16 protein-coding genes and 1 pseudogene are annotated in these 21,686 nt (G+C 64.3%); 6 read left to right on the top strand and 11 right to left on the bottom strand.

Annotated features, from left to right (window positions below; genetic code table 11):
* Positions 1–238 (bottom strand): annotated as a pseudogene (locus tag M653_RS0121275) (IS110 family transposase); the annotation flags it as partial.
* Positions 239–426: 188 nt separating this feature from the next.
* Positions 427–708, bottom strand: coding sequence for a hypothetical protein (locus tag M653_RS0121270; RefSeq protein ID WP_140503924.1), 282 nt, complete (start codon positions 706–708; stop codon positions 427–429).
* A 197-nt stretch (positions 709–905) separates the two neighbouring features.
* Here M653_RS0121270 and typA point away from each other — a divergent pair, with 197 nt between their 5' ends.
* Positions 906–2,735: a translational GTPase TypA gene (gene typA / locus M653_RS0121265; protein WP_027145159.1), complete on the top strand. Its 1,830-nt coding sequence runs from the start codon at positions 906–908 to the stop codon at positions 2,733–2,735.
* A 57-nt stretch (positions 2,736–2,792) separates the two neighbouring features.
* Here typA and M653_RS0121260 read toward each other — a convergent pair whose 3' ends face one another.
* Positions 2,793–3,419: a DUF1062 domain-containing protein gene (locus tag M653_RS0121260; protein ID WP_027145158.1), complete on the bottom strand. Its 627-nt coding sequence runs from the start codon at positions 3,417–3,419 to the stop codon at positions 2,793–2,795.
* A gap of 432 nt (positions 3,420–3,851) precedes the next feature.
* Between M653_RS0121260 and M653_RS0121255 the strand changes: the two genes are divergently transcribed.
* Complete coding sequence (locus tag M653_RS0121255) at positions 3,852–4,466, top strand: LysE family translocator (RefSeq protein WP_027145157.1); 615 nt, start codon at positions 3,852–3,854, stop codon at positions 4,464–4,466.
* A 132-nt stretch (positions 4,467–4,598) separates the two neighbouring features.
* Here the strand turns inward: M653_RS0121255 and M653_RS0121250 are convergent, their stop codons facing one another.
* The 3 genes from M653_RS0121250 to M653_RS0121240 all read right to left on the bottom strand — a co-directional run bounded on the left by M653_RS0121250 (position 4,599) and on the right by M653_RS0121240 (position 7,644).
* Positions 4,599–4,925 carry a hypothetical protein gene (locus M653_RS0121250; RefSeq protein WP_027145156.1) on the bottom strand — a complete coding sequence of 109 codons (327 nt, stop codon included), beginning with the start codon at positions 4,923–4,925 and terminating at the stop codon, positions 4,599–4,601.
* Positions 4,926–5,116: 191 nt separating this feature from the next.
* Positions 5,117–6,940: an aromatic amino acid ammonia-lyase gene (locus M653_RS0121245; protein ID WP_027145155.1), complete on the bottom strand. Its 1,824-nt coding sequence runs from the start codon at positions 6,938–6,940 to the stop codon at positions 5,117–5,119.
* Positions 6,941–7,080: 140 nt separating this feature from the next.
* Positions 7,081–7,644: a peroxidase-related enzyme gene (locus M653_RS0121240; protein ID WP_027145154.1), complete on the bottom strand. Its 564-nt coding sequence runs from the start codon at positions 7,642–7,644 to the stop codon at positions 7,081–7,083.
* 137 nt (positions 7,645–7,781) lie between these two features.
* Between M653_RS0121240 and M653_RS0121235 the strand changes: the two genes are divergently transcribed.
* Together M653_RS0121235 and M653_RS0121230 are read left to right on the top strand one after the other, a co-directional pair.
* Complete coding sequence (locus M653_RS0121235) at positions 7,782–12,569, top strand: NAD-glutamate dehydrogenase (protein WP_027145153.1); 4,788 nt, start codon at positions 7,782–7,784, stop codon at positions 12,567–12,569.
* Between the two features lie 85 nt (positions 12,570–12,654).
* Positions 12,655–14,031, top strand: coding sequence for an MFS transporter (locus tag M653_RS0121230; protein ID WP_027145152.1), 1,377 nt, complete (start codon positions 12,655–12,657; stop codon positions 14,029–14,031).
* Positions 14,032–14,079: 48 nt separating this feature from the next.
* On the opposite strand, the gene purH is transcribed toward M653_RS0121230, so the two are convergent.
* On the bottom strand, positions 14,080–15,696 hold the full coding sequence (purH, locus tag M653_RS0121225) for a bifunctional phosphoribosylaminoimidazolecarboxamide formyltransferase/IMP cyclohydrolase (RefSeq protein ID WP_027145151.1): 1,617 nt from the start codon (positions 15,694–15,696) through the stop codon (positions 14,080–14,082).
* Positions 15,697–15,845: 149 nt separating this feature from the next.
* Here purH and M653_RS0121220 point away from each other — a divergent pair, with 149 nt between their 5' ends.
* Entirely contained in the window at positions 15,846–16,154 is a 309-nt protein-coding gene (locus tag M653_RS0121220) for an antibiotic biosynthesis monooxygenase (protein WP_027145150.1), read from the top strand.
* A gap of 21 nt (positions 16,155–16,175) precedes the next feature.
* Here the strand turns inward: M653_RS0121220 and M653_RS0121215 are convergent, their stop codons facing one another.
* The 3 genes from M653_RS0121215 to htpX all read right to left on the bottom strand — a co-directional run bounded on the left by M653_RS0121215 (position 16,176) and on the right by htpX (position 20,449).
* A complete protein-coding gene (locus tag M653_RS0121215; protein ID WP_027145149.1) occupies positions 16,176–17,900 on the bottom strand; it encodes a heparinase II/III family protein in 1,725 nt (574 codons plus the stop codon).
* Between the two features lie 141 nt (positions 17,901–18,041).
* Entirely contained in the window at positions 18,042–19,433 is a 1,392-nt protein-coding gene (locus tag M653_RS0121210; RefSeq protein ID WP_027145148.1) for an RsmB/NOP family class I SAM-dependent RNA methyltransferase, read from the bottom strand.
* On the bottom strand, positions 19,430–20,449 hold the full coding sequence (htpX, locus tag M653_RS0121205; RefSeq protein WP_027145147.1) for a zinc metalloprotease HtpX: 1,020 nt from the start codon (positions 20,447–20,449) through the stop codon (positions 19,430–19,432). The genes M653_RS0121210 and htpX overlap by 4 nt, the downstream gene beginning before the upstream one ends.
* 105 nt (positions 20,450–20,554) lie before the next feature.
* On the opposite strand from htpX, the gene M653_RS0121200 reads away from it, so the two are divergent.
* A complete protein-coding gene (locus M653_RS0121200; RefSeq protein ID WP_027145146.1) occupies positions 20,555–20,776 on the top strand; it encodes a DUF1674 domain-containing protein in 222 nt (73 codons plus the stop codon).
* A gap of 157 nt (positions 20,777–20,933) precedes the next feature.
* On the opposite strand, the gene M653_RS0121195 is transcribed toward M653_RS0121200, so the two are convergent.
* Positions 20,934–21,599 carry an HAD-IA family hydrolase gene (locus M653_RS0121195; protein WP_027145145.1) on the bottom strand — a complete coding sequence of 222 codons (666 nt, stop codon included), beginning with the start codon at positions 21,597–21,599 and terminating at the stop codon, positions 20,934–20,936.
* Between the last annotated feature and the right edge of the window lie 87 nt (positions 21,600–21,686).

The raw sequence follows: 21,686 nt of genomic DNA, 5'->3' as shown, positions 1-21,686 counted from the left end.
CGTGCTGCGCCGGCATCAGCAGCACCTCGTGACCCAACGCGCGCAACTCCCGCGCCCAGTAATGAGCCGCGCCACAGGCCTCCATGCCAACCTTCAGTGGTGGAAGCCCCGCAAAGAAGGCGAGCACCTGATTGCGCCGCAGCTTCTTGCGCAATACAGGCTGTTCGGCTTCATTCACCCCATGCAACTGGAAAACGCTCTTTGACGTATCCATGCCAATGCGAATAAGTTTATCCACGGACGGTCTCCCTTGTTGAGATCTGCAACGACCTCATTCTGGCACATTGCGACGCCGTCGGGGGCCGTCCACCCCAACACGTACTCAAACGTACGCTCCGCTCCGGTTCTCGGAATCCACCATTTTCGACTCGGCTTGACCTGAATCTCAACACGCCTCAGCGTGTAAGAACAGGCGCGAGAGGCGTCTCAGTCGGGGTAGCAGACCATTGGAATGTTGGGCCAAACCGCCGCATCGCAGTTGGCGCTGGCCTGTCTCTGCTTGAAGGCGGCGCTGACCGGGCCGGTGACCACCGGGTCGACGCCGTCGGGCGCGTCGGCAAAGGCCTGCTGCGCGGAAGGCGTATTATCAGGCAGGACAGACCGCGCTTCCTTCAGCGTCGCGGCCGACTGCGCGGCGTTGGCCGCCAGCAGGACGGCAAAGGCAGCGGACGCGATCAGCGGCCAAAATCGGTTGAGTTTATCGGTCATGACGTTCGAACTGCCCGGGGCCTGAAAAGGTTCCGCCTTGGTTAACAAAATCATTTCACACGCAGATGCTTAAGATTTGATGAGTATTTGGTGGCGCGCGTCCCCTTTCGCAACTGCGAAAAACCCTGTATGAGCCGCGCAACCGAAAGAGGCAGCGCCTTTGGCCTGCTGCCTGCAACGCTTCCGAGACCAGAATCATGAACCTCCGTAATATCGCGATCATCGCGCACGTCGACCATGGAAAGACCACCCTGGTCGACCAGCTTTTGAAACAGTCCGGCTCCTTCCGCGACAATCAGCGCGTCGCCGAGCGCGCCATGGATTCCAACGATCTCGAAAAGGAACGCGGCATCACCATCCTGGCCAAGGCGACCTCGGTCGACTGGAAGGACACCCGCATCAACATCGTCGATACCCCCGGCCACGCCGATTTCGGCGGTGAGGTCGAGCGCATCCTGTCGATGGTGGATTCGGCCATCGTGCTGGTAGACGCCGCCGAAGGGCCGATGCCGCAGACCAAGTTCGTCGTCGGCAAGGCGCTCAAGGTCGGCTTGAAGCCGATCGTCGTCATCAACAAGATCGACCGTCCCGACGCGCGCCATGTCGAGGTGGTCAACGAGGTGTTCGACCTGTTCGCCGCGCTCGACGCCACCGACGAGCAGCTCGATTTCCCGATCCTCTATGGTTCGGGCCGCGACGGCTGGGTGTCGGAAAACCCGGAAGGGCCCAAGGACCAGCAGCTCGCGCCGTTGTTCGACCTCGTCATCAAGCATGTGCCGGCGCCGACCGTCCATCCCGGTCCGTTCCGCATGATCGGCACCATCCTGGAAGCCAATCCGTTCCTCGGCCGCATCATCACCGGCCGCATCGAGAGCGGCACGCTGAAGTCCAACCAGGCCGTCAAGGTGCTGCACAATGACGGCACCCAGATTGAAACCGGCCGCATCTCCAAGATCCTCGCTTTCCGTGGCCTCGAGCGCCAGCCGATCGAAGAAGCGCAGGCGGGTGACATCGTCGCCATTGCCGGCCTGTCCAAGGGGACCGTCGCCGACACGTTCTGCGACCTGGCGGTGACCGAGGCGCTGCATGCACAGCCGATCGATCCACCGACCGTGACGATGTCCTTCCTCGTCAACGACAGCCCGCTGGCCGGCACCGAAGGCGACAAGGTGACCAGCCGCGTCATTCGCGACCGGTTGCTTCGGGAAGCCGAAGGCAATGTCGCGCTCAAGATCGAGGAATCGCCCGACAAGGATTCGTTCTTCGTCTCCGGACGTGGCGAATTGCAGCTCGCCGTGCTGATCGAGACCATGCGCCGCGAAGGATTCGAGATCGCCGTCTCGCGTCCGCGCGTCGTCATGCAGAAGGGCGAGAACGGCGAATTGCTGGAGCCGGTCGAGGAAGTCGTCATCGACGTCGACGAGGAGCATGCCGGCGTCGTCGTGCAGAAGATGTCGGAGCGCAAGGCCGAAATGGTCGAGCTGCGTCCCTCGGGCGGCAACCGCCAGCGCATCGTCTTCCACGCGCCGACGCGCGGCCTGATCGGCTACCAGTCGGAACTTTTGACCGATACGCGCGGCACCGCCGTGATGAACCGGCTGTTCCATGCTTACGAACCCTACAAGGGCGAATTGCCCGGCCGCACCAACGGCGTGCTGATCTCCAACGAACAGGGCGAGTCGGTCGCCTACGCCATGTGGAACCTCGAAGACCGTGGCCCGATGGTCATCGATCCGGGCGTCAAGGTCTATCAGGGCATGATCATCGGCATCCACAGCCGGGACAACGATCTCGAAGTGAACGTGCTGAAGGGCAAGAAACTGACCAACATCCGCGCCGCCGGCAAGGATGAAGCGGTCAAGCTCACCCCGCCGATCCGCATGACGCTGGAGCGCGCATTGGCCTGGATCCAGGACGACGAGCTGGTCGAGGTGACGCCGAAGACGATCCGCCTGCGCAAGCTCTATCTCGACCCGAACGAGCGCAAGCGTTTCGAGAAGTCGTCCAAGGCGGTCGGCGCGGCGTAAGGTTTTCCTTTTTCGAGAGTTGAGAGGGCGGAGCACCTGTGCTCCGCCCTTTTTCGTTCATCCACCAGCAGCCGAGATGATGATCCGACGATCAGGCTCGCCGGCGAGATCGATGCGGATTGTCGCTCCCTCTCGGGCTGGTTTGCGCAGGGCCTTTGCTCCATCCGGCTCGACGGTCAGCAACCTCCGTTCGTCCAGCGCCTGAAGCCGCGACCGCGAGATGCGAAGTTCGTTGGCAAGCAGCCGGTCGAGCCTCAGCGATACCGGCATTTCCAGACCGAGCCGGAGTTCCAGCGCCGTCGCGTCTTCCTTCATCTCGCCGATCACCTGCTTGCGCACGGCGGCGTCAGGGAACTCCTCGACGCGTCCCACCTGTTTGCGCAGGGCAACGATGTCGAAGGCATGGCTCCGGACCATTGCCGGATCATTGCTTTCGAGTGCCGCGAGCAGCGCCGGCGCGATATCGCGGCGGTTGCAGCGCTCGAAAATACCGAAATTCCAGGAATTGTCGCAATCGACGCAACGATAGATCAGCCACACGTCGATGCGCTTGCCGTTGGCGTTGACGCGGAATTTCCCGCTGCAGCGATAGGCTTTCACGCAGCCGCAGCGATTGCAGTTGATCAGGGGGCATGGTGCGATTTCAGGCGCGATCGTCCAGTGGATGCGCAGGGCCGAAGACATGCCGGTAAGTCCTTCCCGTCGGGAAGTTCATCCGGTCGGCGATGTCGAGATGCCCATGCGGGCGCGGCGTGGCGGGTGGCTGCGGAGAATGTGAATACAGGTGTCGCTGGCAAAAAGCGCGCGACAGCGGTTCAGCAGTGCCAAACCGGTCTCGAACCGCCGCCCAGAAGAACACATGAAACGAAACAGGCACTGCTGATGCGGCGCCATGCAGGTGTGTCGGGGGAGTTGACGAGACCGGCGGTTACTGAGGCAAAGTGAGGCTCGAAATTGTTTCGCGGCGGCCCTTCTAGCGGCGTGACGCCGGGTCTGCAAGGGGCTCCGCAAGCACGCGGCAGGTCAGCGCCCACGGTCCATATTGTCTTGCCTTTGCCAGAGCCGCAGCTGTCGGGTTATTGTGGCTGATCGAGCCCCAACGCGGAGACCCTCGCCATGCACCTTACCTCGCTGCTGATCTTCGCCGCCGCCTTGTTCGTGGCCGCCGGTTCGCCCGGTCCGTCGATCGCGGCGCTCGTCGCGCGCGTCATCTCGAAAGGGTTTCGCGATGTGTTTCCGTTCCTGCTTGCCATGTGGATCGGCGAAGGCATCTGGCTGTCGCTGGCTGTGTTCGGGCTGGCGGTGGTGGCGCAGACCTTCCATCTCGCTTTCGTCATGGTGAAATGGGTTGGCGTCGCCTATCTCGCCTACCTCGCCTGGAAGATGTGGACGGCGCCCGTCGACGCCAAGGAAGGCGAGATGCCGCGCGAGGATTCGGCCGGCAAGCTGTTCTTCGCCGGCATGGCCGTCACGCTCGGCAATCCCAAGATCATGATGTTCTATCTGGCGCTGTTGCCGACCATCATCGACCTGGCTTCGGTCAGCCTCGTCGGCTGGGTCGAACTGACAGCGACCATGGCGGTGGTGCTGATTGCCATCGATCTCGCCTGGGTGCTTGCCGCCTCGCAGGCGCGCAAGCTGCTCAGGAGCAAGCGCGCCATGAAGATCGCCAACCGCGTTAGCGCCACGACAATGGCCGGTGCCGCGGCGGCCATCGCGGCGCGGTCCTAGAGCAGTTCGCCGTTTCATGGAAACGTCGAACCGCTCTAGCTCTCTATTTTAACGCAATCCTTAGGGAAAGCGCTACGCGCTTCTCCGGGGAAAACCGCTCCGCACTTTTCCTGGAATTGCTCTAAGCAGGCGTCAGCCCATCATGTTGATGATCGGCGCGATCTCGACGTTGCAGTTCGGCTCCATCAGGATCGGACACTCCCTGGCCTTGCTGGCAGCGTCATCGATGTCCTTCGCCTCGATGATCGAATAGCCGCCGGTCGGGTTGCTGCCGCCATTATTCTCGACCTTGCCGCCGGGCAGCACCGTCTTCGACATGCCGACAGGATTGCCGCGCTCTACCACGGCCGAGCCGAGTTTTCCGAACCAGCCTGTCCAGGCGTCGGTCATTGCTTTGCGGTCCGCTTCGTTCGCCGGCATCTTGCCCGAGCCATGATAGATGTAGAGAAACTTTGCCATGCTCTCCTCCCTGATCAGCGGCATCGAACCGACATGCGGTCATGCCGCCTGCCGATCATCGGACCAAAATGACCAGCAGGCAATGAAAATTCGCTAGCGCTAATATTCGTCTCCGCGAGGTGATCGCCATATGCTACTCGACCGTCCTGAAGGTGGGCATCGGTTCCTGGATACCCGCCTTGGGGCGGCTTTCATCGCTTGGGCAGAACGCCGGCCGTCGGAAATGCGGCACTCTTCGGCGCCTGCGGTCCGCCGGGATAGAATTTCGAGGCCGGGTTCTCCTGCATGAAATCATAGGCGACCATGCCGAGCGGCCGCTTTTGCCGTTCCGATGCCGCCTGATGCCAGGGGATCACCTGGCGCAGCGCCTCGAGTGCCGCGGTTGGCGCCTCACCGAATTTCCGCTGCGGGTTCTGCGCTTTGCGGATTTCCATCCAATAGCTTGCCGTCAACAGGTCCTGAGCCAGCAGGTGAAACGACAGGTCGACCGCCTCGCGGGCGCGTTGCGTTTTGATGCGGGTCTGCGCTTCGAGGTCCTCGACGGTGGCGACGATGGCCTGGCCATTCGGTGTCACCGGCGTGCCGAGGTCGGCCAGTTCCTGCCAGAGATCGGTCGGCAGATAGCCGTCGAAGGTCGGGATATCCTTGCGCTCTTCGGGCTTCAGCACATCGGCCGGCTTGACCACGGTGAAGAAGGGATTGCGGAAGCGCTCGATGCGCTGCGCCACCGCGACGCCAAGATTGGTGAGAGAGATGGTGAAAGCCTCGACCTGATTGGCCATGGGATAAGGATCCCAGTTGGCGTTGGAGAAGATATAGCCGGACTTGCCGTTACTCAGCGGTCCGCCCTTGATGTAATATTTCATGAATTGCGGCGTGTTCAGCTCCGGCGAGCTCTGCGGCGTCAGGCCCGGCAGCACGGCCGGATTGTGATCCGACGAGTTGATGGAGAGCAGCACGGATTGGCGCAGATCCGCCCAGGCCTGCCAGGCCGAGCCCTGACGCTGGCTGGAGGCGCGCATGCTTTCCGGGTCCTGGATGATGCGGGCCGCATCCTCATCGAAGAGATAGCTGCCCTTGATCATGTCCATGATCCTCGCCGCATCCCATGTCAGCCACGGGTAAGGCCGCATGGATTGCACCGGCACCGATATCGGCGTCACGCTGGAATTCATGCCGTTCAGCCCCATGGCGTAGCTGAGGTCGGTCCATTCCAGCAGTTTTCGCGCGTCCTCCAGCAAAAGCACCGCCTGTGCCTGTGCGTAGGCATTGCTGCTGATCAGCGCGGCCTGGTCGGCGGCGAACGGTTCGAGCGGCTTCAGGCCCGCCTGCGAAAGGGCCTGCGCGGCCGGCATGCGAACGCCGTTGAGGTAGGCCTCGCCTTCGCCGACCATGGCCGCGCCGATATTGCCGAGTGTCGCGAGGTCACCTTCGCCGAGCGTGCCGCGCGATTGCACGACCGGCGTCACCCGCTTGTTCAGCATGTCGAGGAGCATATGCGTCAGCTGCGGGCTGGCGGCTTCGTAGGACATGGTGTTGGCGCGGATCGCCATGATCGCGCGCACGAGCGCCTCCTCCTGCAGCTCCGGCCCGTAGCCTCTGTTGACCCCGCCCTTGAAGCGGGCGAGCTGCTGATCCTTGAGGAGCTTGCTGTTTTCAGGCGTCGTCGGGTCGCCGGAGAAGATCACCGTCTCGCGCTGGTCGCCGGCGCCACGGTTGAACCAGTAGATCGTGATACCTTCGGCGGCACCCTCGAGCAGCAGGCCGTAGGCATCCGCCGAGCGCTGCAGCGCTTCCGGGCTGAGCTCGACCTTGGCGCCGTTGCGGGCGATGTCGATGACCTGGTCGATGGTCAGGTCGTGGCCGGTCAACGTTACTGTCTTGGCCGCCGCCGTCTCGAAAATGGGCTGGTAGGCTGTCGCCGCCTCGAATGCGTGGGCGGGTGGGGATGCGAGCGCCAGCGTCATGGTCAGGGCGCAGAGAACAATCCTGGGTTTGGCAATCCGGTCAAGCATAAGGGCTCCCATTCTCGAAGCGTTAGCCTCGGGCACGAAGTTTCACCCCTCGGAAATTTTGTTTCTCGGAAACCTAGCCGGCAGTGTCTGCCTGTCAACGCTTGATGAGAACCAGGACCGATGGTGGAGCGCGCGTGGTCTTATCGCGCCATGGCGTGGTATTCGTCGTTCGGCCGCATGTCGATCGCGGCCGCGACACGATTCGACATGTTGAAAAAGGCCGCGGTCGAGGCGATGTCCCAGATGTCGCGATCACTGAAGCCTGCCTGGCGTAGCGCAGCGCGGTCGGCCTCGACGATCCTGGCCGGCTCTTGCGTCAACTTGACGGCGAATTCGAGCATCGCCGTTTGCTTCGGGGAAAGGTCGGCGGCGCGGAAATTCATCACCATCATCTCGCCGAGCAAGGGATCGCCCGAGAGCTGACGCACCGCAGCGCCATGCGCGGTCAGGCAATAGTAGCAGTGGTTGATGGAGGAGACGGCGACAGCGATCATCTCGCGTTCCAGCTTCGACAGGCCGGATTCGCCCAGCATCAGGTCGTTATACATGTCGGTGAAGGCGCGCAGCTTCTTGTCGTCGAAGGCATAGGCCCTGAGCACGTTGGGGACGAGCCCGAGCTTTTCCTCGCATTTGGCGAAATAGGCTTTTGTCGGCTCGCTCGGCTCTCCCGAGGCCAGGTCAAGCGCGGTGATTTTGCCGGTCATGGATCATTTCTCCTCGTCAGGCGATGCCTTGCCGCCGAATTCCGATAATTCTTGGCAAGCCGTCAAACCTTTGTCGCCAAACAGCGGTCATCTGCTACCATAGTCGCAAAAGCATGCGACGGGAGGGAAGAAGCGTCATGGCCAGTGTGAAGTCCGCAGCCAAGTCGAAGAAGAAGGCACCTGCGGCGAAGATCGAGGACAGACCGGCCAGGCTCACCGATTACCTGCTCGCCCGCGCGCCGGCGGAGGATATCGCCGCCTACGACGTGACGGACCTCGAACGTGCCGCCGATCTCGCAGGCCAGGCGGTCGCCGTTCACAAAAAGGGTGAGTGCGTCGTCGCCGTCGAAGCCGATTCGGGCGTCGTTCGCGAAGGCCGCCCGGTGACCGTCATCACGGTCGTCAACGACAACATGCCGTTCCTGTTCGATTCCATCCTCGGCGAGGTCACAGAGACATCAGGTGAACCGACCCTGGTCACCCATCCGGTGATCACGGTTCGCCATGGCAAGACGGGTGTGGACGAAATCCTCGGCGACGGCAATTTCGCCAGGGATGACGGGAGCCATGACCGGCTGAGCGTGATCCATGTCCACATTCCCCGGCTGACGCCGGAACAGGCAAATGGCTTGACCGAGCGGCTGCGCAAGATGCTTGGACAGGTCCACGCCGCGGTCAACGACTGGCGGCCGATGCTGGCCCGGCTCGATCAGGCAATCTCCGAATTCCGCTATTCGGCGGTGCCGCTCGACAAGAAGAGCGTCGCCGAGGCCATCGCCTTCCTGGAGTGGCTGCGCGACGACAACTTCACCTTCCTCGGCATGCGTGAATTCAAATACACCGGCGGCGAGGAAAGCGGCAATCTGGAACGCGCCGAAAAGCCCGGCCTCGGCATCCTGACCGACCCGGACGTGCTGGTGCTGAGGCGCGGGACCGAGGCGGTGACGACGACGCCGGAAATCCGTGCTTTCCTGCACGGACCGGAGCCGCTGATCGTCACCAAGGCCAATGCAAAGTCGCTGGTGCACCGGCGCATCTATCTCGACTACATCGGCGTCAAGACCTACACCGCCAAGGGCGCGTTGGCGGGCGAACTGCGCATCGTCGGCCTGTTCACCTCGACCGCCTATACGCGGTCGGTGATGAAGATCCCGTATCTCAGGTCGAAGGCCGAAACCATCATCGCCAAGTCCGGGTTCGACCGCCATGACCACTCCGGCAAGGCGCTGATCAACGTGCTGGAAAGCTACCCGCGCGACGAGCTGTTCCAGGTGCCGGTGCCGATCCTGCGCAAGCATGCCGCTGCCATTCTCGGCCTGGTCGAACGGCCGCGCGTGCGAGCGCTGGTGCGCGCCGACCAGTTCGACCGCTTCGTCTCGATCCTCGTCTTCGTGCCGCGCGACCGCTACGACAGCGTCGTGCGCGAGAAGATCGGCGCCTATCTGAAAACCGTGTTCGAGGGCCGGCTGTCGGCCTACTACCCGGCCTTCCCCGAAGGCGGGCTGGCGCGCGTTCACTTCATCATCGGCCGCTCCGGCGGCAAGACGCCGAAGGTCGAGCAGGCGACGATTGAGGCGGCGATCCGCGACATTGTGCGCACCTGGGAAGATGCGCTTGCCGATGCGGCCGAAGCCAGCGGCAGCGACCCGGCGTTGAAAGCGATCGCCGCGCGGCTGCCGGAGAGCTACCGGGATACGTTCAGTGCGGCGGTGGCGCTGGCCGACGCCGGACGTATCGCCAAGATCAGCGCCGGCAATCCGATCGCCATCGACTACTACCGCCATGCCGAGCAGAAGCCGCACCAGGCGGCGCTGAAGATCTATCACCATGACAGCCCGGTGGTGTTGTCGCGGCGCGTTCCGGTGCTGGAGAACATCGGCTTCCGTGTCATCAGTGAGCGCACCTTCGAGGTCGGCGACGACCAGTCGGGCTTGGTCTTCATCCACGACATGGAGCTGGAGAACAGCTACGGCAAGCCGATCGACCTCGCCGACGGCGGCGCGCTGTTCGAGGACGCTTTCCTGTCGGTATGGCGCGGCGATGTCGATAATGATGGCTATAATGGCCTTGCCCAGACCGCCGGCCTGTGGTCGGGCGAGATCACGATCCTGCGCGCCTATGGCCGCTATTTGCAGCAGGTCGGCATTCCGCAGAGCCAGGATTTCATTGCCGCGGCGCTCAACCGCTATCCCGAGATCGCGCGCGGCCTGCATGACCTGTTCATCGCGCGGCTCGGCCCGGCGGCGGAAACGGAAGGCGTGGTGGCGGCCAAGCACCTCAAGGCCAAGATCAGGGATGCGCTTGAAGATGTGCCCAACATCGACGACGACACCATCATCCGCCGCTATTTAAATCTGATCGAAGCCTCGCTGCGCACCAATCATTTCGTTGCCGATACGAAAAAGAAGGGCCAGTCGCTGGCGATCAAGCTCGAATCGCAGGCGGTCGAGGGATTGCCGGCGCCGCGGCCGTGGCGGGAAATCTTCGTCTACGGCTCCGAGGTCGAAGGCCTGCATCTGCGCTTCGGCCCGGTGGCGCGTGGCGGCTTGCGCTGGTCGGACCGCGCCCAGGACTACCGCACCGAAGTGCTCGGCCTGGTCAAGGCGCAACAGGTCAAGAATGCCGTCATCGTGCCGGTCGGCGCCAAGGGCGGCTTCTATCCCAAGAAGCTGCCGATGAGCGCCGGCCGCGACGCCATTTTCGAGGCCGGCACCTCGGCTTACAAGAACTTTGTCTCCAGCCTGCTGTCGATCACCGACAATATCGGCCTGGACGGCGTCATTCCGCCGGCCGGCGTGGTGCGCCGCGACCAGGACGATCCTTATTTCGTCGTCGCCGCCGACAAGGGCACGGCGACCTTCTCCGACACCGCCAACGCCATCTCCGAGAAGCACGGCTTCTGGCTCGACGATGCCTTCGCCAGCGGCGGTTCGGCCGGCTACGACCACAAGAAGATGGGCATCACCGCCAAGGGCGCCTGGGAAGCGGTCAAGCGGCATTTCCGCGAGATGAACCGCGATGTCCAAACCTCGCCGTTCTCTGTTGTCGGTGTCGGTGACATGTCGGGCGACGTGTTCGGCAACGGCATGCTGTTGTCGCCGAAAACGCGGCTGATCGCCGCCTTCGACCATCGCGACATCTTCATCGATCCGGATCCTGACATGGCGGCCTCGATGGCGGAGCGCGAGCGCATGTTCGCGTTGCCGCGTTCGAGCTGGCAGGACTATGACAAGACCAAGCTGTCGGAAGGCGGCGTCATCGTCTCGCGCAACCAGAAGTCGATCACCTTGCCGGTGGCCGCGGCGGTCGCGATCGGCCTCGCCAAGACGACCGCCACGCCGGTCGAGATCATGACCGCCATCCTCAAGGCGCCGGTCGACCTGTTGTGGTTCGGCGGCATCGGCACGTATCTCAGGGCGTCGACCGAAACGAATGCCGAGGTCGGCGACCGCGCCAACGATGCCGTCCGCATCACCGCGCTCGACGTGCGCGCCAAGGTGATCGGCGAGGGCGCCAATCTCGGTGTGACGCAGCGCGCACGCATCGAGTTCGGCATGAATGGCGGCCGCTGCAATTCCGACGCCATCGACAATTCGGGCGGCGTCAACTGCTCCGACGTCGAGGTCAACATCAAGATCGCGCTGGCGTCCGCGATGCGCAAGGGATCGCTGACGCGTCCGGCGCGCAACAAGCTGCTGGCCGAGATGACCGACGAGGTCGGCGGCCTGGTGCTGTCCAACAACTACCAGCAGACGCTGGCGCTTTCGATCGCCCGCAAGCGCGGCCTCGCCGACATCGCGCATCAAAGCCGCTTCATGACGGCGCTGGAGGCGCGCGGCCTGCTCGATCGTGTGGTCGAGACGTTGCCGTCGCCGGTAGCCCTTGCCGAACGCGAGGCACGCGGCGAGCCGCTGACCCGGGCCGAGCTTGGCGTTCTGCTCGCCTATGCCAAGATCGTGCTGTTTTCCGACATCGTCGCCAGCGACGTGCCGGACGATGCGCATTTCGACCGCGACCTGATGGGTTATTTCCCGGACCGGATGGCGAAGAAATACGCTTCCGAGATCCACGGTCATCGGCTGCGCCGCGAGATCATCGCCCGTGTCGTGGCCAACGACCTGGTCAATCGCGGCGGGCCGTCCTTCGTCAACCGGCTGCAGGAAGCGACGGGGCGCAGCGCCGCCGATGTGGTGCGCACCTTCGCCGTGGTGCGCGATGGCTTTGCGCTGCCGGCGCTCTATCGCGAGATCGACGCGCTCGACAACCAGATCGACGGCCAGGTGCAGCTCGATCTCTATCAGATGGTGAGCCGGCTCATCTATATGAGCAGCGGCTGGTATCTGAAGAACGATGCCGGCACGGCACCGCTCGGCCAGCGCATCGCCGAACTGCAGGATGCGCGCAAGGCGCTGGAGCCCAAACTGGTATCGCTGCTGCCGGCTTTTTCCCGCGAGCGGATCGAGGAGAAGCGGCACGGGCTGTTCAAGGCTGGCGCTCCGGAGAAGCTGGCCGAGCAGCTGGCGATGAGCGAGGCGGCGGAGCTCATCCCCGACATCGCCCTGACGGCGCGCACCGCCGGTGCCGATATTGTCGCGGCCGCCAGGGCGTTCTTCGCCGTCAGCGATGCCTTCCGCATCCCGCGCGTCGAGGATGCGGCGCGCTCGATCACGCCTTCGGAGTATTATGATCAACTCGCTCTGTCCCGCGCCACCGACACGATTGGCGCGGCACGGCGCGGCATCGCGGTCGCCGCCCTCGCCGGCCAGTCCAAGGCGGCCGATCCGGTGGCGGCCTGGCTCGAAGCCGGCGGCGAGAGGGTGGCGCGCATCCGCGATCGGCTACAGGCGCTGACGGAAGGCGGCGACATCACCGTGTCGCGGCTGTCGGTTGCGTCGGGCCTGATGAGCGATCTGACGGGAATGTGAGCCAGCGCTTGTCCATTTGCATGAACATTCGAAACATGCAGACATGGCGCCCGAAATGGGCGGAGCGGGTGCCGGGGGAATCACTATGGCGGTAGAGACGATCCAGCGGGCGTCCGGGCGCGGCATCTGGGGGTGGATGTTCTTCGATTGGGCGGCGCAGCCGTTCTTCACGGTCGTCACCACCTTCATTTTCGGCCCCTATTTCGTTTCGCGCATGGCGGGCGATCCCACCACCGGCCAAGCCGTCTGGGGCTATGGCATCGCCGCTGCCGGGCTGGTCATCGCGGTGCTGTCGCCGATCCTCGGTTCGATCGCCGACCAGACCGGACCGCGCAAGCCATGGATCGCCTTCTTCGCCGCGATCAAGGTTACCAGTCTCACCTTGCTCTGGTTCGCCGCGCCCGGCTCGAACCTGTTCCTGATCGTGGCGCTGTTCTCGCTGGCGTCGGTGGCGGCGGAGTTTTCCACCGTCTTCAACGATTCCATGATGCCGCGCCTGGTGCCGAAGAGCGAGATCGGCCGCATCTCCAACGTGGCCTGGGGCCTCGGTTATCTCGGGGGCATGATCGCACTGATCTTCGTCGTCACCTGCCTGGCCGGCTCGCCGGAAACCGGCAAGACGATCATCGGCATCACCCCATTGTTCAGTCTTGACCCGCAGCTGGGCGAGGATGCCCGCGCCACCGGGCCGCTGTCGGCCGGATGGTATTTCCTGTTCATCCTGCCGATGTTCTTCTTCACGCCCGACGCCATCAAGGGCATCCCGATCGGGCCGGCGGTGCGCGAAGGCCTGTCGGAGCTGAAATCGACGCTGGCCGAGGTGCGCAAGCGTGGCGGCATCTTCCGCTTCCTCGTCGCCCGCATGATCTATCAGGATGGCGTCAATGCGCTGCTGGCGCTGGGCGGCACCTTCGCGGCGGGCATGTTCCAATGGTCGATCACCGAGATCGGCATGTTCGGCATCATCCTCAACGTCGTCGCCATCTTCGGTTGCTGGATCGCGGCGCGGCTCGACACCGGCCTGGGTTCCAAGGCGGTGGTGATGATTTCGCTGGTCATGCTGTCCATCGCCACCATCGGCGTCGTCTCGACCGGCCCGGGCTTCACGCTGCTTGGCCTGATCCAGCTTTCGACCGCCGACTCGGGAGGCCTGTTCGGCACGGCGGCCGAAAAGGCCTACATCATGTACGGCCTGCTGATCGGCCTGGCTTTCGGGCCGGTGCAGGCGTCGTCGCGCTCCTACATGGCGCGCAGCGTGACCGCAGCCGAATCCGGCCGCTATTTCGGCATCTATGCGCTGGCCGGGCGGGCAACCAGTTTCCTGGCGCCGTTTATGGTGGCGACGATTACCGCAACCAGCGGCTCGGCGCGGCTCGGCATGGCGGCGATTATCCTGTTCCTGGCCATCGGCATGGCGATCCTGGTTCGCACGCCGTATCCGGCGGATCGGCCAGTTGAATAGCAGCGCCTCTTCCTTCTCCCACAATAAGGGGAGAAGGGAAGAAGCTCCTCAATGCCGGAAATGCCGCACGCCTGTGAACACCATGGCGATGCCGTGTTCGTCGGCGGCGGCGATGACGTCGTCGTCGCGCATCGAACCGCCCGGCTGGATCACGGCGGTGGCACCGGCTTCGATGGCCGACAGCAGGCCGTCGGCGAAGGGAAAGAAGGCGTCCGAAGCGACCACCGAGCCCTTGGTCAACGGCTCCGCCATGCCTGCCGTCTCCGCCGCGTCGACCGCCTTGCGCGCGGCGATGCGTGAGGAATCGACCCGGCTCATCTGGCCGGCGCCGATGCCGACGGTGGCACCGTCCTTGGCATAGACGATGGCGTTCGACTTGACGTGCTTGGCGACGCGGAAGGCGAATTTCAGATCGGCCATTTCACTGGGCGTCGGCGCGCGCTTGGTCACCACCTTCAATTCGAGGTCGTCGACCACGGCATTGTCGCGGCCCTGGACGAGCAGGCCACCGGAAACCGACTTGACCGTCGTGCCTGCCGTGCGCGGGTCGGGCAGGCCGCTGGTGACCAGCAGGCGCAAATTCTTCTTGGCAGCTATGATTGCCGCGGCCTCGTCGGTGGCGTCGGGGGCGATGATCACCTCGGTGAAGGTTTTCACGATTTCCTCGGCCGCCTCGGCGTCAAGGGTGCGGTTCAAGGCGACGATGCCGCCGAAGGCCGAGACCGGGTCGCAGGCGAGCGCCTTGGCGTAGGCCGCTTTCAGCGACGTACTTTCGGCCACGCCGCACGGATTGGCGTGCTTGATGATGGCGACGGCGGCCGAGCGGTTCGGATCGAACTCGCCGGCCAGTTCGAAGGCGGCATCGGTGTCGTTGATGTTGTTGTAGGACAGCTGCTTGCCCTGCAGCTGCCGCGCCGTGGCGACGCCCGGCCGCTTGTCGCCATTGACGTAGAAGCCGGCATCCTGATGCGGGTTTTCGCCGTAGCGCATGACCTCGGCAAGCCTGCCGCCGAAGGCGCGCCAGGTCGGATGCTCGATCTCCAGCGCCTCGGCGAACCAGCCCGAGATCGCCGCGTCATAGGTGGCGGTGCGGGCGAAGGCCTTGGCCGCCAGCTTCTTGCGGAAATCCAGCGACAGCGAGCCGATGTTCATCTCCAGCGCGTTGAGCACCGCGGCGTAGTCGCCGGGATCGGTGACAATGGCCACATAGGCATGGTTCTTGGCCGAGGCGCGGATCATCGCCGGGCCGCCAATGTCGATATTCTCGACGATCGCCGCGTAGTCGCCGCCGGAGCGGCGGACTTCCTCGAACGGATAAAGGTTGGAGACGACGAGATCGATCGGCTCGATGCCGTATTTGCGCATCGCCAATGCATGCTCTGGATCGTCGCGCACGCCAAGCAGCGCGCCGTGCACGGATGGGTGCAGCGTCTTGACGCGGCCGTCCATGATCTCGGGAAAACCGGTGAGCTCGGAGACATCGCGCACCGCCATGCCGGCTTCGGCGATCGCTTTTGCCGTGCCGCCGGTGGAGACGAGCTCGACACCGGCAGCGGCCAGTGCCCTGGCGAAATCGATCAGCCCGGTCTTGTCGAAGACGGAGAGCAAGGCACGGCGGACGGGAACGAGGTCCGGGACGGGAATATTCTTGGCGGCGACGGCCATTGGCTGGCGGCCTTTCACGGCTGGTGTGATGGATGCCCGCGCCGTAGCATATGAGGCCCGGAAATCAAGCGTCGCGCGTCATTCGACGGTTTCATATGAAATTGAGGGCATCCAGTATAGGCTCATCTGCTCGCGATGGAGGAAAACCTATGGCATTCGTGCGTATTGGCCGGTTCAGGGCGTTGCCGGACACGACGGAGCGGTTGCGGGACGTCTACGAGGCCGAGGCGATCCCCGCCATCCGCGCTGCCGAGGGCAATATCAGCGCCGTGCTGCTGCAGCAGCACCAGGCGCGCGACACGTTCATGGCAATCACCGTTTGGAGCACGGCAGAGGATGCCGAGCGCTATGACCGAAGCGGCGAGGCGGCGGCGATGGTCGACAAGATCCGCTTCGCCTTCGCCGGTCCGCCATCGCTCAGCACCTATGACGCCTTCGGTATCCCGCATCAGGCTTGAGCCGACTGGTTTGGCGGCGGTTCAGTTGTTTTCGGGATAACCGGCGATCTTTGTTCGCGTCAGCTGCCAATGGACTTCGGCAATTTCGGACGCCTTGAAGGCGAGCACGATCTGGCGGCTGCGGCGCGGCCCGCCCAGACCGGCGAAATAGATCGATTCCTCCACCTCGGGCATGACTTCGCCCGAGGTGAACACCCAAGTGTCGGCTTGGTCGGCGGTCAGCACCAGCCGCTCCTGTTCGTCCTGCAGCAGATTGATGTCCGGATGGACGTGAAAGCGCACCGTGATGAAATCGCGGCCGCTGTTGCGGATCGCGGCGTTGCCGGGCCGCTGGAACCGGTCCCGGCCCGCCAGCACATTGCCGTCCGAAGACAGTTTCAGCTCACGTTCGTGCAGGAAGCCGAAACGCTGCAGATAGCCGTCATGACGGGCGATGAAGCCGTGGACGCCCTTCTGGTCGATGCGCTTGCACTGCACTTGCTGCGGGCCGCCGATCAATGGTGAACCCAACTGGTCGTTGACCCGCAGCGCGTGGGTGAAACGCGCCGAAGACGTGTCGTTGATGGTGGCTGTCGAATGCGCTGCGGTGGCGCGGGCCAGTGGCCGGAACTCCGCGGCGCCGTAGGTGTCGATGCCGGCATTGACGATATAGTGCTGGCGGCCCGACGACAGTTCGAAGGCGAGGCAGCCGGCATGGGCTGCATTGGACACGTCGACCGGCGGCGGCAGGCCGGTATCGGCGATCACGGTGGTGCCGCCGATCGCCAGCCGTTCATAGCCCGAATGCGGTGCATGCAGCAGCGGGGAGCCGGCGGTGTCGTCATGGCGCAGGATGGTGGCGATGCGGTCATGGATTGTGGCGCCCATGCCGTTGAAGCGGGCGAGGCTGCCATCCTGATGACGGAAGAAGCGCAGCGCCGGCAGCATGCGGTCGATGGCGCCGATCAGCGCCTGCGGCGGCGCTTCGGCCTGGTTGGCGTAGGTCTGGCGCAGCGGCAGGAGGTCGGCGAGGATTTCCAGCACCGCCATTGGATTGCGCGAGATATGGCCGCCGTCGGCAAGGATCTGGCGATTGAGTTCCCCGGCAAGGTTGCGGGTGGCGCCGCGCAGCGCGGAAGCCGGCGCCGGCAGGGACAGTGCCGCGAAGGCCAGCGCGATACGGGCGCGCAGCCGGTCCTTGCCGTCGGGCATTTCGCGCGCCATCGACCTGAGATAGCGGATCTGCATGGCCAGCGATTTCAGGAAAGCGCGGTAAAAGGGGAACTCGGCGCCCTGCAGCACGACGGAGGAATGCTGCAGCCAGGCGATGATGCGTTTGGCCGTCGTGCCTGGCTCCCAGGCGATGCCTGAAATATGGTTGCCATGCATGGCGATCCAGTCGGAGACGAGCGCGCGGGCGTTTGCCGCGGCGAGCTCCGTGCCGGCGGCACGCATGTGGCGCAGCCAGCGGAAGCCATGCAGCGTCTTCTGCCACCCGTGATTGGGGATATTGATCTGGAAAGGGGATTTGCCGCCGGTCTCGACCAGATGGCCAGACAGGGGATAGCGGCCGTAATAGATCTCGAGTGCGATCTGCGGGTCGGCGAGGCGCAGGTCCGGCGGCGCGATCAGGACACGTTCGGGCGTGCGGCCGGAATAGCGCCAGCGATAGACCGGGCTGGCACGCAGGCGCCGGCGCGTCTTGCGCCAGAACTCCTTCGCGACCAGCGTCCACAGACGCGTCGTGTTGCTGGCAGCCAGTGCCAAAACCCCTCCTGATCGTCCTCTATCCCAAGCACAAGCTTATATGATTCAAGAACTTATGCGAAGGCGAATTCCATAGGACGGCGCCGGGTCCCCTGCCTTTGGACCGGTTCCTTCCTAAAAAAAATCTGCAAATCCCAGTGGTTAGGCCGAGGTTCGACGCATGCGCGCGGCGAAGAAGCCGTCCAGCCCGGAGCGCTCCGGCGCGCCGATGTCAAGATCGGCGGGTGTGGTGCGCAGTGTGCCTTGCGGCGTCAGGAACGAATCGATGCCGGCGATCTCGCCTTGCCGCAGCGGATCGTCAATGACCGCAGCCGTGTCCTTGAGAAAGGAACGATGCAGTTCTTCGCCTTCGAGCGGGTCGAGCGAACAATTGGAAAAGACGATCCGGCCGCCGGGCCTGACCAGCGTAACGGCGCGGGCGAGCAGCCTGCGTTGCAGGTCGGCGAGTTTTTCGACGTCCGCCGCCGTCTTGGTCCACGGCACGTCCGGATGTCGCCGCACCGTGCCCGTCGAGGAACATGGCGCATCGAGCAGCACGGCGTCGAACAATTCGCTGGGCTCGTATTTGAGCAGATCGGCCTGGACGATGTCGGCGGAGAGGCCGAGGCGGCCGAGATTCTGCGCCAGCCGCGCCAAGCGGTTCTTCGAGGTGTCTACCGCTGTGACCCTGGCGCCAGCGAGAATGAGCTGCGCGGTCTTGCCGCCGGGCGCTGCGCAAAGGTCTGCGACGCGCAGGCCGGCGACATCGCCGAACAGCCGGGCGGGAAGGCTGGCCGCCGCATCCTGGACCCACCATGCCCCCTCCGCGAAGCCCGGCAATTCCGTGACGGCGCAGGCTAGCTTCTCCACCCGAACCGTTCCCGTGGGCAGGACAATGCCGCCGAGCTTCTCGGCCCAGAGTTCGGCATCGGCCTTGACCGAGAAATCGACCGGCGCCTCGTGGCGATGGGCAGCCAGGATCTGGCGGGCCTTCGCGGCGCCATAGGCGGCCTTCAGCCGGTCGGAAAACCATTTTGGCGCTTCGTCTGTGGCGGCAAGCGCGGCCGGAAGCTCCGCTTCCTTGGCTCGCGCCAGCGTGCGCAGCACGCCGTTGACCAGGCCGGAAAAACGCTGCGTGCGGGGGTCGGACTTGGCGTGGGTCACGGCGAGGTCGACCGCGGCGCTGTCGGGAATGTCGAGGAACAGGATCTGGGCTGCCGCCACATGCAGTATGTGCGACAAGGCGGTCGCGTTGGGCGGCAGCGACTTTTCCAGGCGCCGCGCCAGCAGTCCCGATATCGTCATGCGGTAGCGCAGCGCGGTTACCAGTATGGCGCGCACCAGGCCACGGTCGCGCAAGTCGAGTGCTCTGTATTGCGGGTGGCCGTTCTCGTGATCGGTCAGGCCGTCTAGCGGCGTGCGGGCGTCGATGACTGCGGCCAGCAGCCGCGCCGCAGCCTTGCGCGCGGCGAGACCGGCAACGAACTCGCCGCCGACATTGTGTTCCTGATCGCCTGAAACCGTGCGTCGAGGTGCTCTGCCCGCCACGCTCACGACCACCGGCCCTTGGGCCCGGTCGGGTTGCGACCCCACGGATTGGATTTCGGGCTGGCCGGTTCAGCCGGCTGTTCCGGTTCGGCGGGCTTGCCCCACGGTCCAGCCGCTTGCGGCTCGTCCATTTGCGGTGGCGTCGGTGCCTGGCGCTGCGCGGTTCGCGGCGCGCCATCGCCCATCTGCCGCGCCATTGCCTGCAGGGCGGCGATGCGGTTGTCGGTGCTCGGATGGGTGGAGAACAGACTGTCCATGCGCTCGCCATGCAGGGGGTTGATGATGAAGAGATGCGCCATCGCGGGATTGCGCTCGGCATCGGGGTTGGGAATGCGTTCGGCCCCGCGGGCGATCTTGTCAAGCGCGGAGGCCAGCCATAGCGGGTGTCCACAGATTTCGGCGCCGCGCCGGTCGGCCTCATATTCGCGGGTGCGGCTGACCGCCATCTGCACGATCATGGCCGCGAAGGGCGCGACGATCATCGCCGCCAGCACGCCGACAAAGCCGAACGGGTTGTTGTCGCGGTTGCCGCCAAGGAAAAAGGCGAAATTGCCGAGCATCGAGATGGCACCGGCAAAGGTGGCGACGATGGTCATGGTCAGCGTGTCGCGGTGCTGGACGTGGGCGAGCTCATGCGCCATCACGGCGGCGACCTCTTCATGGGTCAGCCGCTGCAGCAGGCCGGTGGAGGCGGCGACGGCCGCGTTTTGCGGATTGCGGCCGGTGGCAAAGGCATTCGGCTGCGGATTGTCGATCAGATAGGTTTTCGGCATCGGCAGCCCGGCCTGTTTGGCCAGTGCCTGGACGATGGCGTAATATTCCGGCGCGTTCTTCTCGTCGACCTCGACGGCGCGGTTCATCGACAGCACCATCTTGTCGGCGTTCCAGTAGCTGAACAAATTGGTGCCGGCGGCGACCAGCAAGGCGATCATCATGCCGCCCGAACCGCCGATCAGGAAGCCGACGCCCATGAACAGCGCAGTCATGGCGGCGAGAAGCATGGCGGTGCGAATTGTGTTCATCGTCTGCTCCTGTCCGGATGGTGGTGAAAAAGGGTCGATCCTCGTGACGTCATCGCTATATGATGGGAAACGCCTGTTCCTGTTTCAATCCGCTCGAGATATCGCATGAACGATGAAACCAGTAAAACGCCGGCCGGCACGGATGACGGCGAGCCGCCAAAAGAGCTGACGCCCGCCGCCCGCCGCGCGCTGCAGGAAGCCGAGGCAAGGCGGCAAGACTACCGCCGCAAGGAAGCAGCACTGCCCCGGGAAATCGGCGGCCGCGGCGGCAAGGAACCCGGCCGCTATGGCGACTGGGAGGTCAAAGGCCTGACCAGCGACTTCTAGAGTGTGTTGATATTCAGGTCAGACCGGCCTGCAAACGGAAGCTGCCTGCGCTTCCGTTGCTCACGTACCTCAGTACGCTCCGCTCCGGTTCTCGGCAGCTTCCGTTTTCCGACTCGGCCTGACCTGAATCTCGGCACACTCCAGGCCGCGCTGCACTCTAAGCTGCGTTGCGCTGGGGCTCGAGCGCAACCCAGCCGCGTTCGTCGACGGTGATGTCGATTTCGTCGTAACCGGCGATCGTGGCATGCTGTGTTGCCAGGGGATGCTGGTGCGTGGCGTTGATCACCATGACCGACGCTCCCGCCGCCTCCGCCGCCGCGATGCCAGCCGGGGCATCCTCGAACACCAGGCAGTCACGCGCGTCGAAGCCAAGCCGTCTTGCGCCGAGCTGGAAACAGTCGGGCGCCGGCTTGCCACGGGAAACATCCTCCGCCGCGACGAGGACCCCAGGGACAGGGATGCCGGCGACCTTCATGCGTGCAAGCGCCAATGAGCGTGGCGCCGAGGTTACGATCGCCCAGCGCTCCGGCGGCAGCGTGTTGAGAAACGCCACGGCACCGGAGATCTGGAGGATGCCCTCGAGATCGTCGGCCTCGGCCTTCAGCAGTAAATCGGCTTCGTGTCTCGGGTCGACACCCGGGAGTGCAAGGGCGGTGATGGTCTCGATCGCGCGCACGCCATGAATTGTCGGCAGGAAGGCCGCGACGTCGAGGCCGTGGCGCAGCGCCCAGTCGCCCCAGACCCGCTCCGCCGAGGCGATGGAATTGATGAGCGTGCCGTCCATATCGAAGAGGAAGGCGGCGAATTTTTTGCCAGCAAACATGATTTTCCTTGAAGTCCGGGGGAGGGTGTCGAGGGAGGACGCAACCGTAACGCCAAGGTGCCGACATGAAAAGGCGCGAGAGCGCTT

This window comes from Mesorhizobium sp. WSM3626, assembly GCF_000513935.1.
Classification (GTDB): Bacteria; Pseudomonadota; Alphaproteobacteria; order Rhizobiales; family Rhizobiaceae; genus Mesorhizobium; species Mesorhizobium salmacidum.
Note: the sequence above shows the minus strand (reverse complement) of the source record. Positions and strands in the feature narration are given on the sequence as shown.

Coding starts and splice junctions, on each gene's coding strand:
- M653_RS0121270 (WP_140503924.1), bottom strand. CDS start 708: ATGACCGATAAACTCAACCGATTTTGGCCGCTGATCGCGTCCGCTGCC.
- typA (WP_027145159.1), top strand. CDS start 906: ATGAACCTCCGTAATATCGCGATCATCGCGCACGTCGACCATGGAAAG.
- M653_RS0121260 (WP_027145158.1), bottom strand. CDS start 3,419: ATGTCTTCGGCCCTGCGCATCCACTGGACGATCGCGCCTGAAATCGCA.
- M653_RS0121255 (WP_027145157.1), top strand. CDS start 3,852: ATGCACCTTACCTCGCTGCTGATCTTCGCCGCCGCCTTGTTCGTGGCC.
- M653_RS0121250 (WP_027145156.1), bottom strand. CDS start 4,925: ATGGCAAAGTTTCTCTACATCTATCATGGCTCGGGCAAGATGCCGGCG.
- M653_RS0121245 (WP_027145155.1), bottom strand. CDS start 6,940: ATGCTTGACCGGATTGCCAAACCCAGGATTGTTCTCTGCGCCCTGACC.
- M653_RS0121240 (WP_027145154.1), bottom strand. CDS start 7,644: ATGACCGGCAAAATCACCGCGCTTGACCTGGCCTCGGGAGAGCCGAGC.
- M653_RS0121235 (WP_027145153.1), top strand. CDS start 7,782: ATGGCCAGTGTGAAGTCCGCAGCCAAGTCGAAGAAGAAGGCACCTGCG.
- M653_RS0121230 (WP_027145152.1), top strand. CDS start 12,655: ATGGCGGTAGAGACGATCCAGCGGGCGTCCGGGCGCGGCATCTGGGGG.
- purH (WP_027145151.1), bottom strand. CDS start 15,696: ATGGCCGTCGCCGCCAAGAATATTCCCGTCCCGGACCTCGTTCCCGTC.
- M653_RS0121220 (WP_027145150.1), top strand. CDS start 15,846: ATGGCATTCGTGCGTATTGGCCGGTTCAGGGCGTTGCCGGACACGACG.
- htpX (WP_027145147.1), bottom strand. CDS start 20,449: ATGAACACAATTCGCACCGCCATGCTTCTCGCCGCCATGACTGCGCTG.
- M653_RS0121200 (WP_027145146.1), top strand. CDS start 20,555: ATGAACGATGAAACCAGTAAAACGCCGGCCGGCACGGATGACGGCGAG.
- M653_RS0121195 (WP_027145145.1), bottom strand. CDS start 21,599: ATGTTTGCTGGCAAAAAATTCGCCGCCTTCCTCTTCGATATGGACGGC.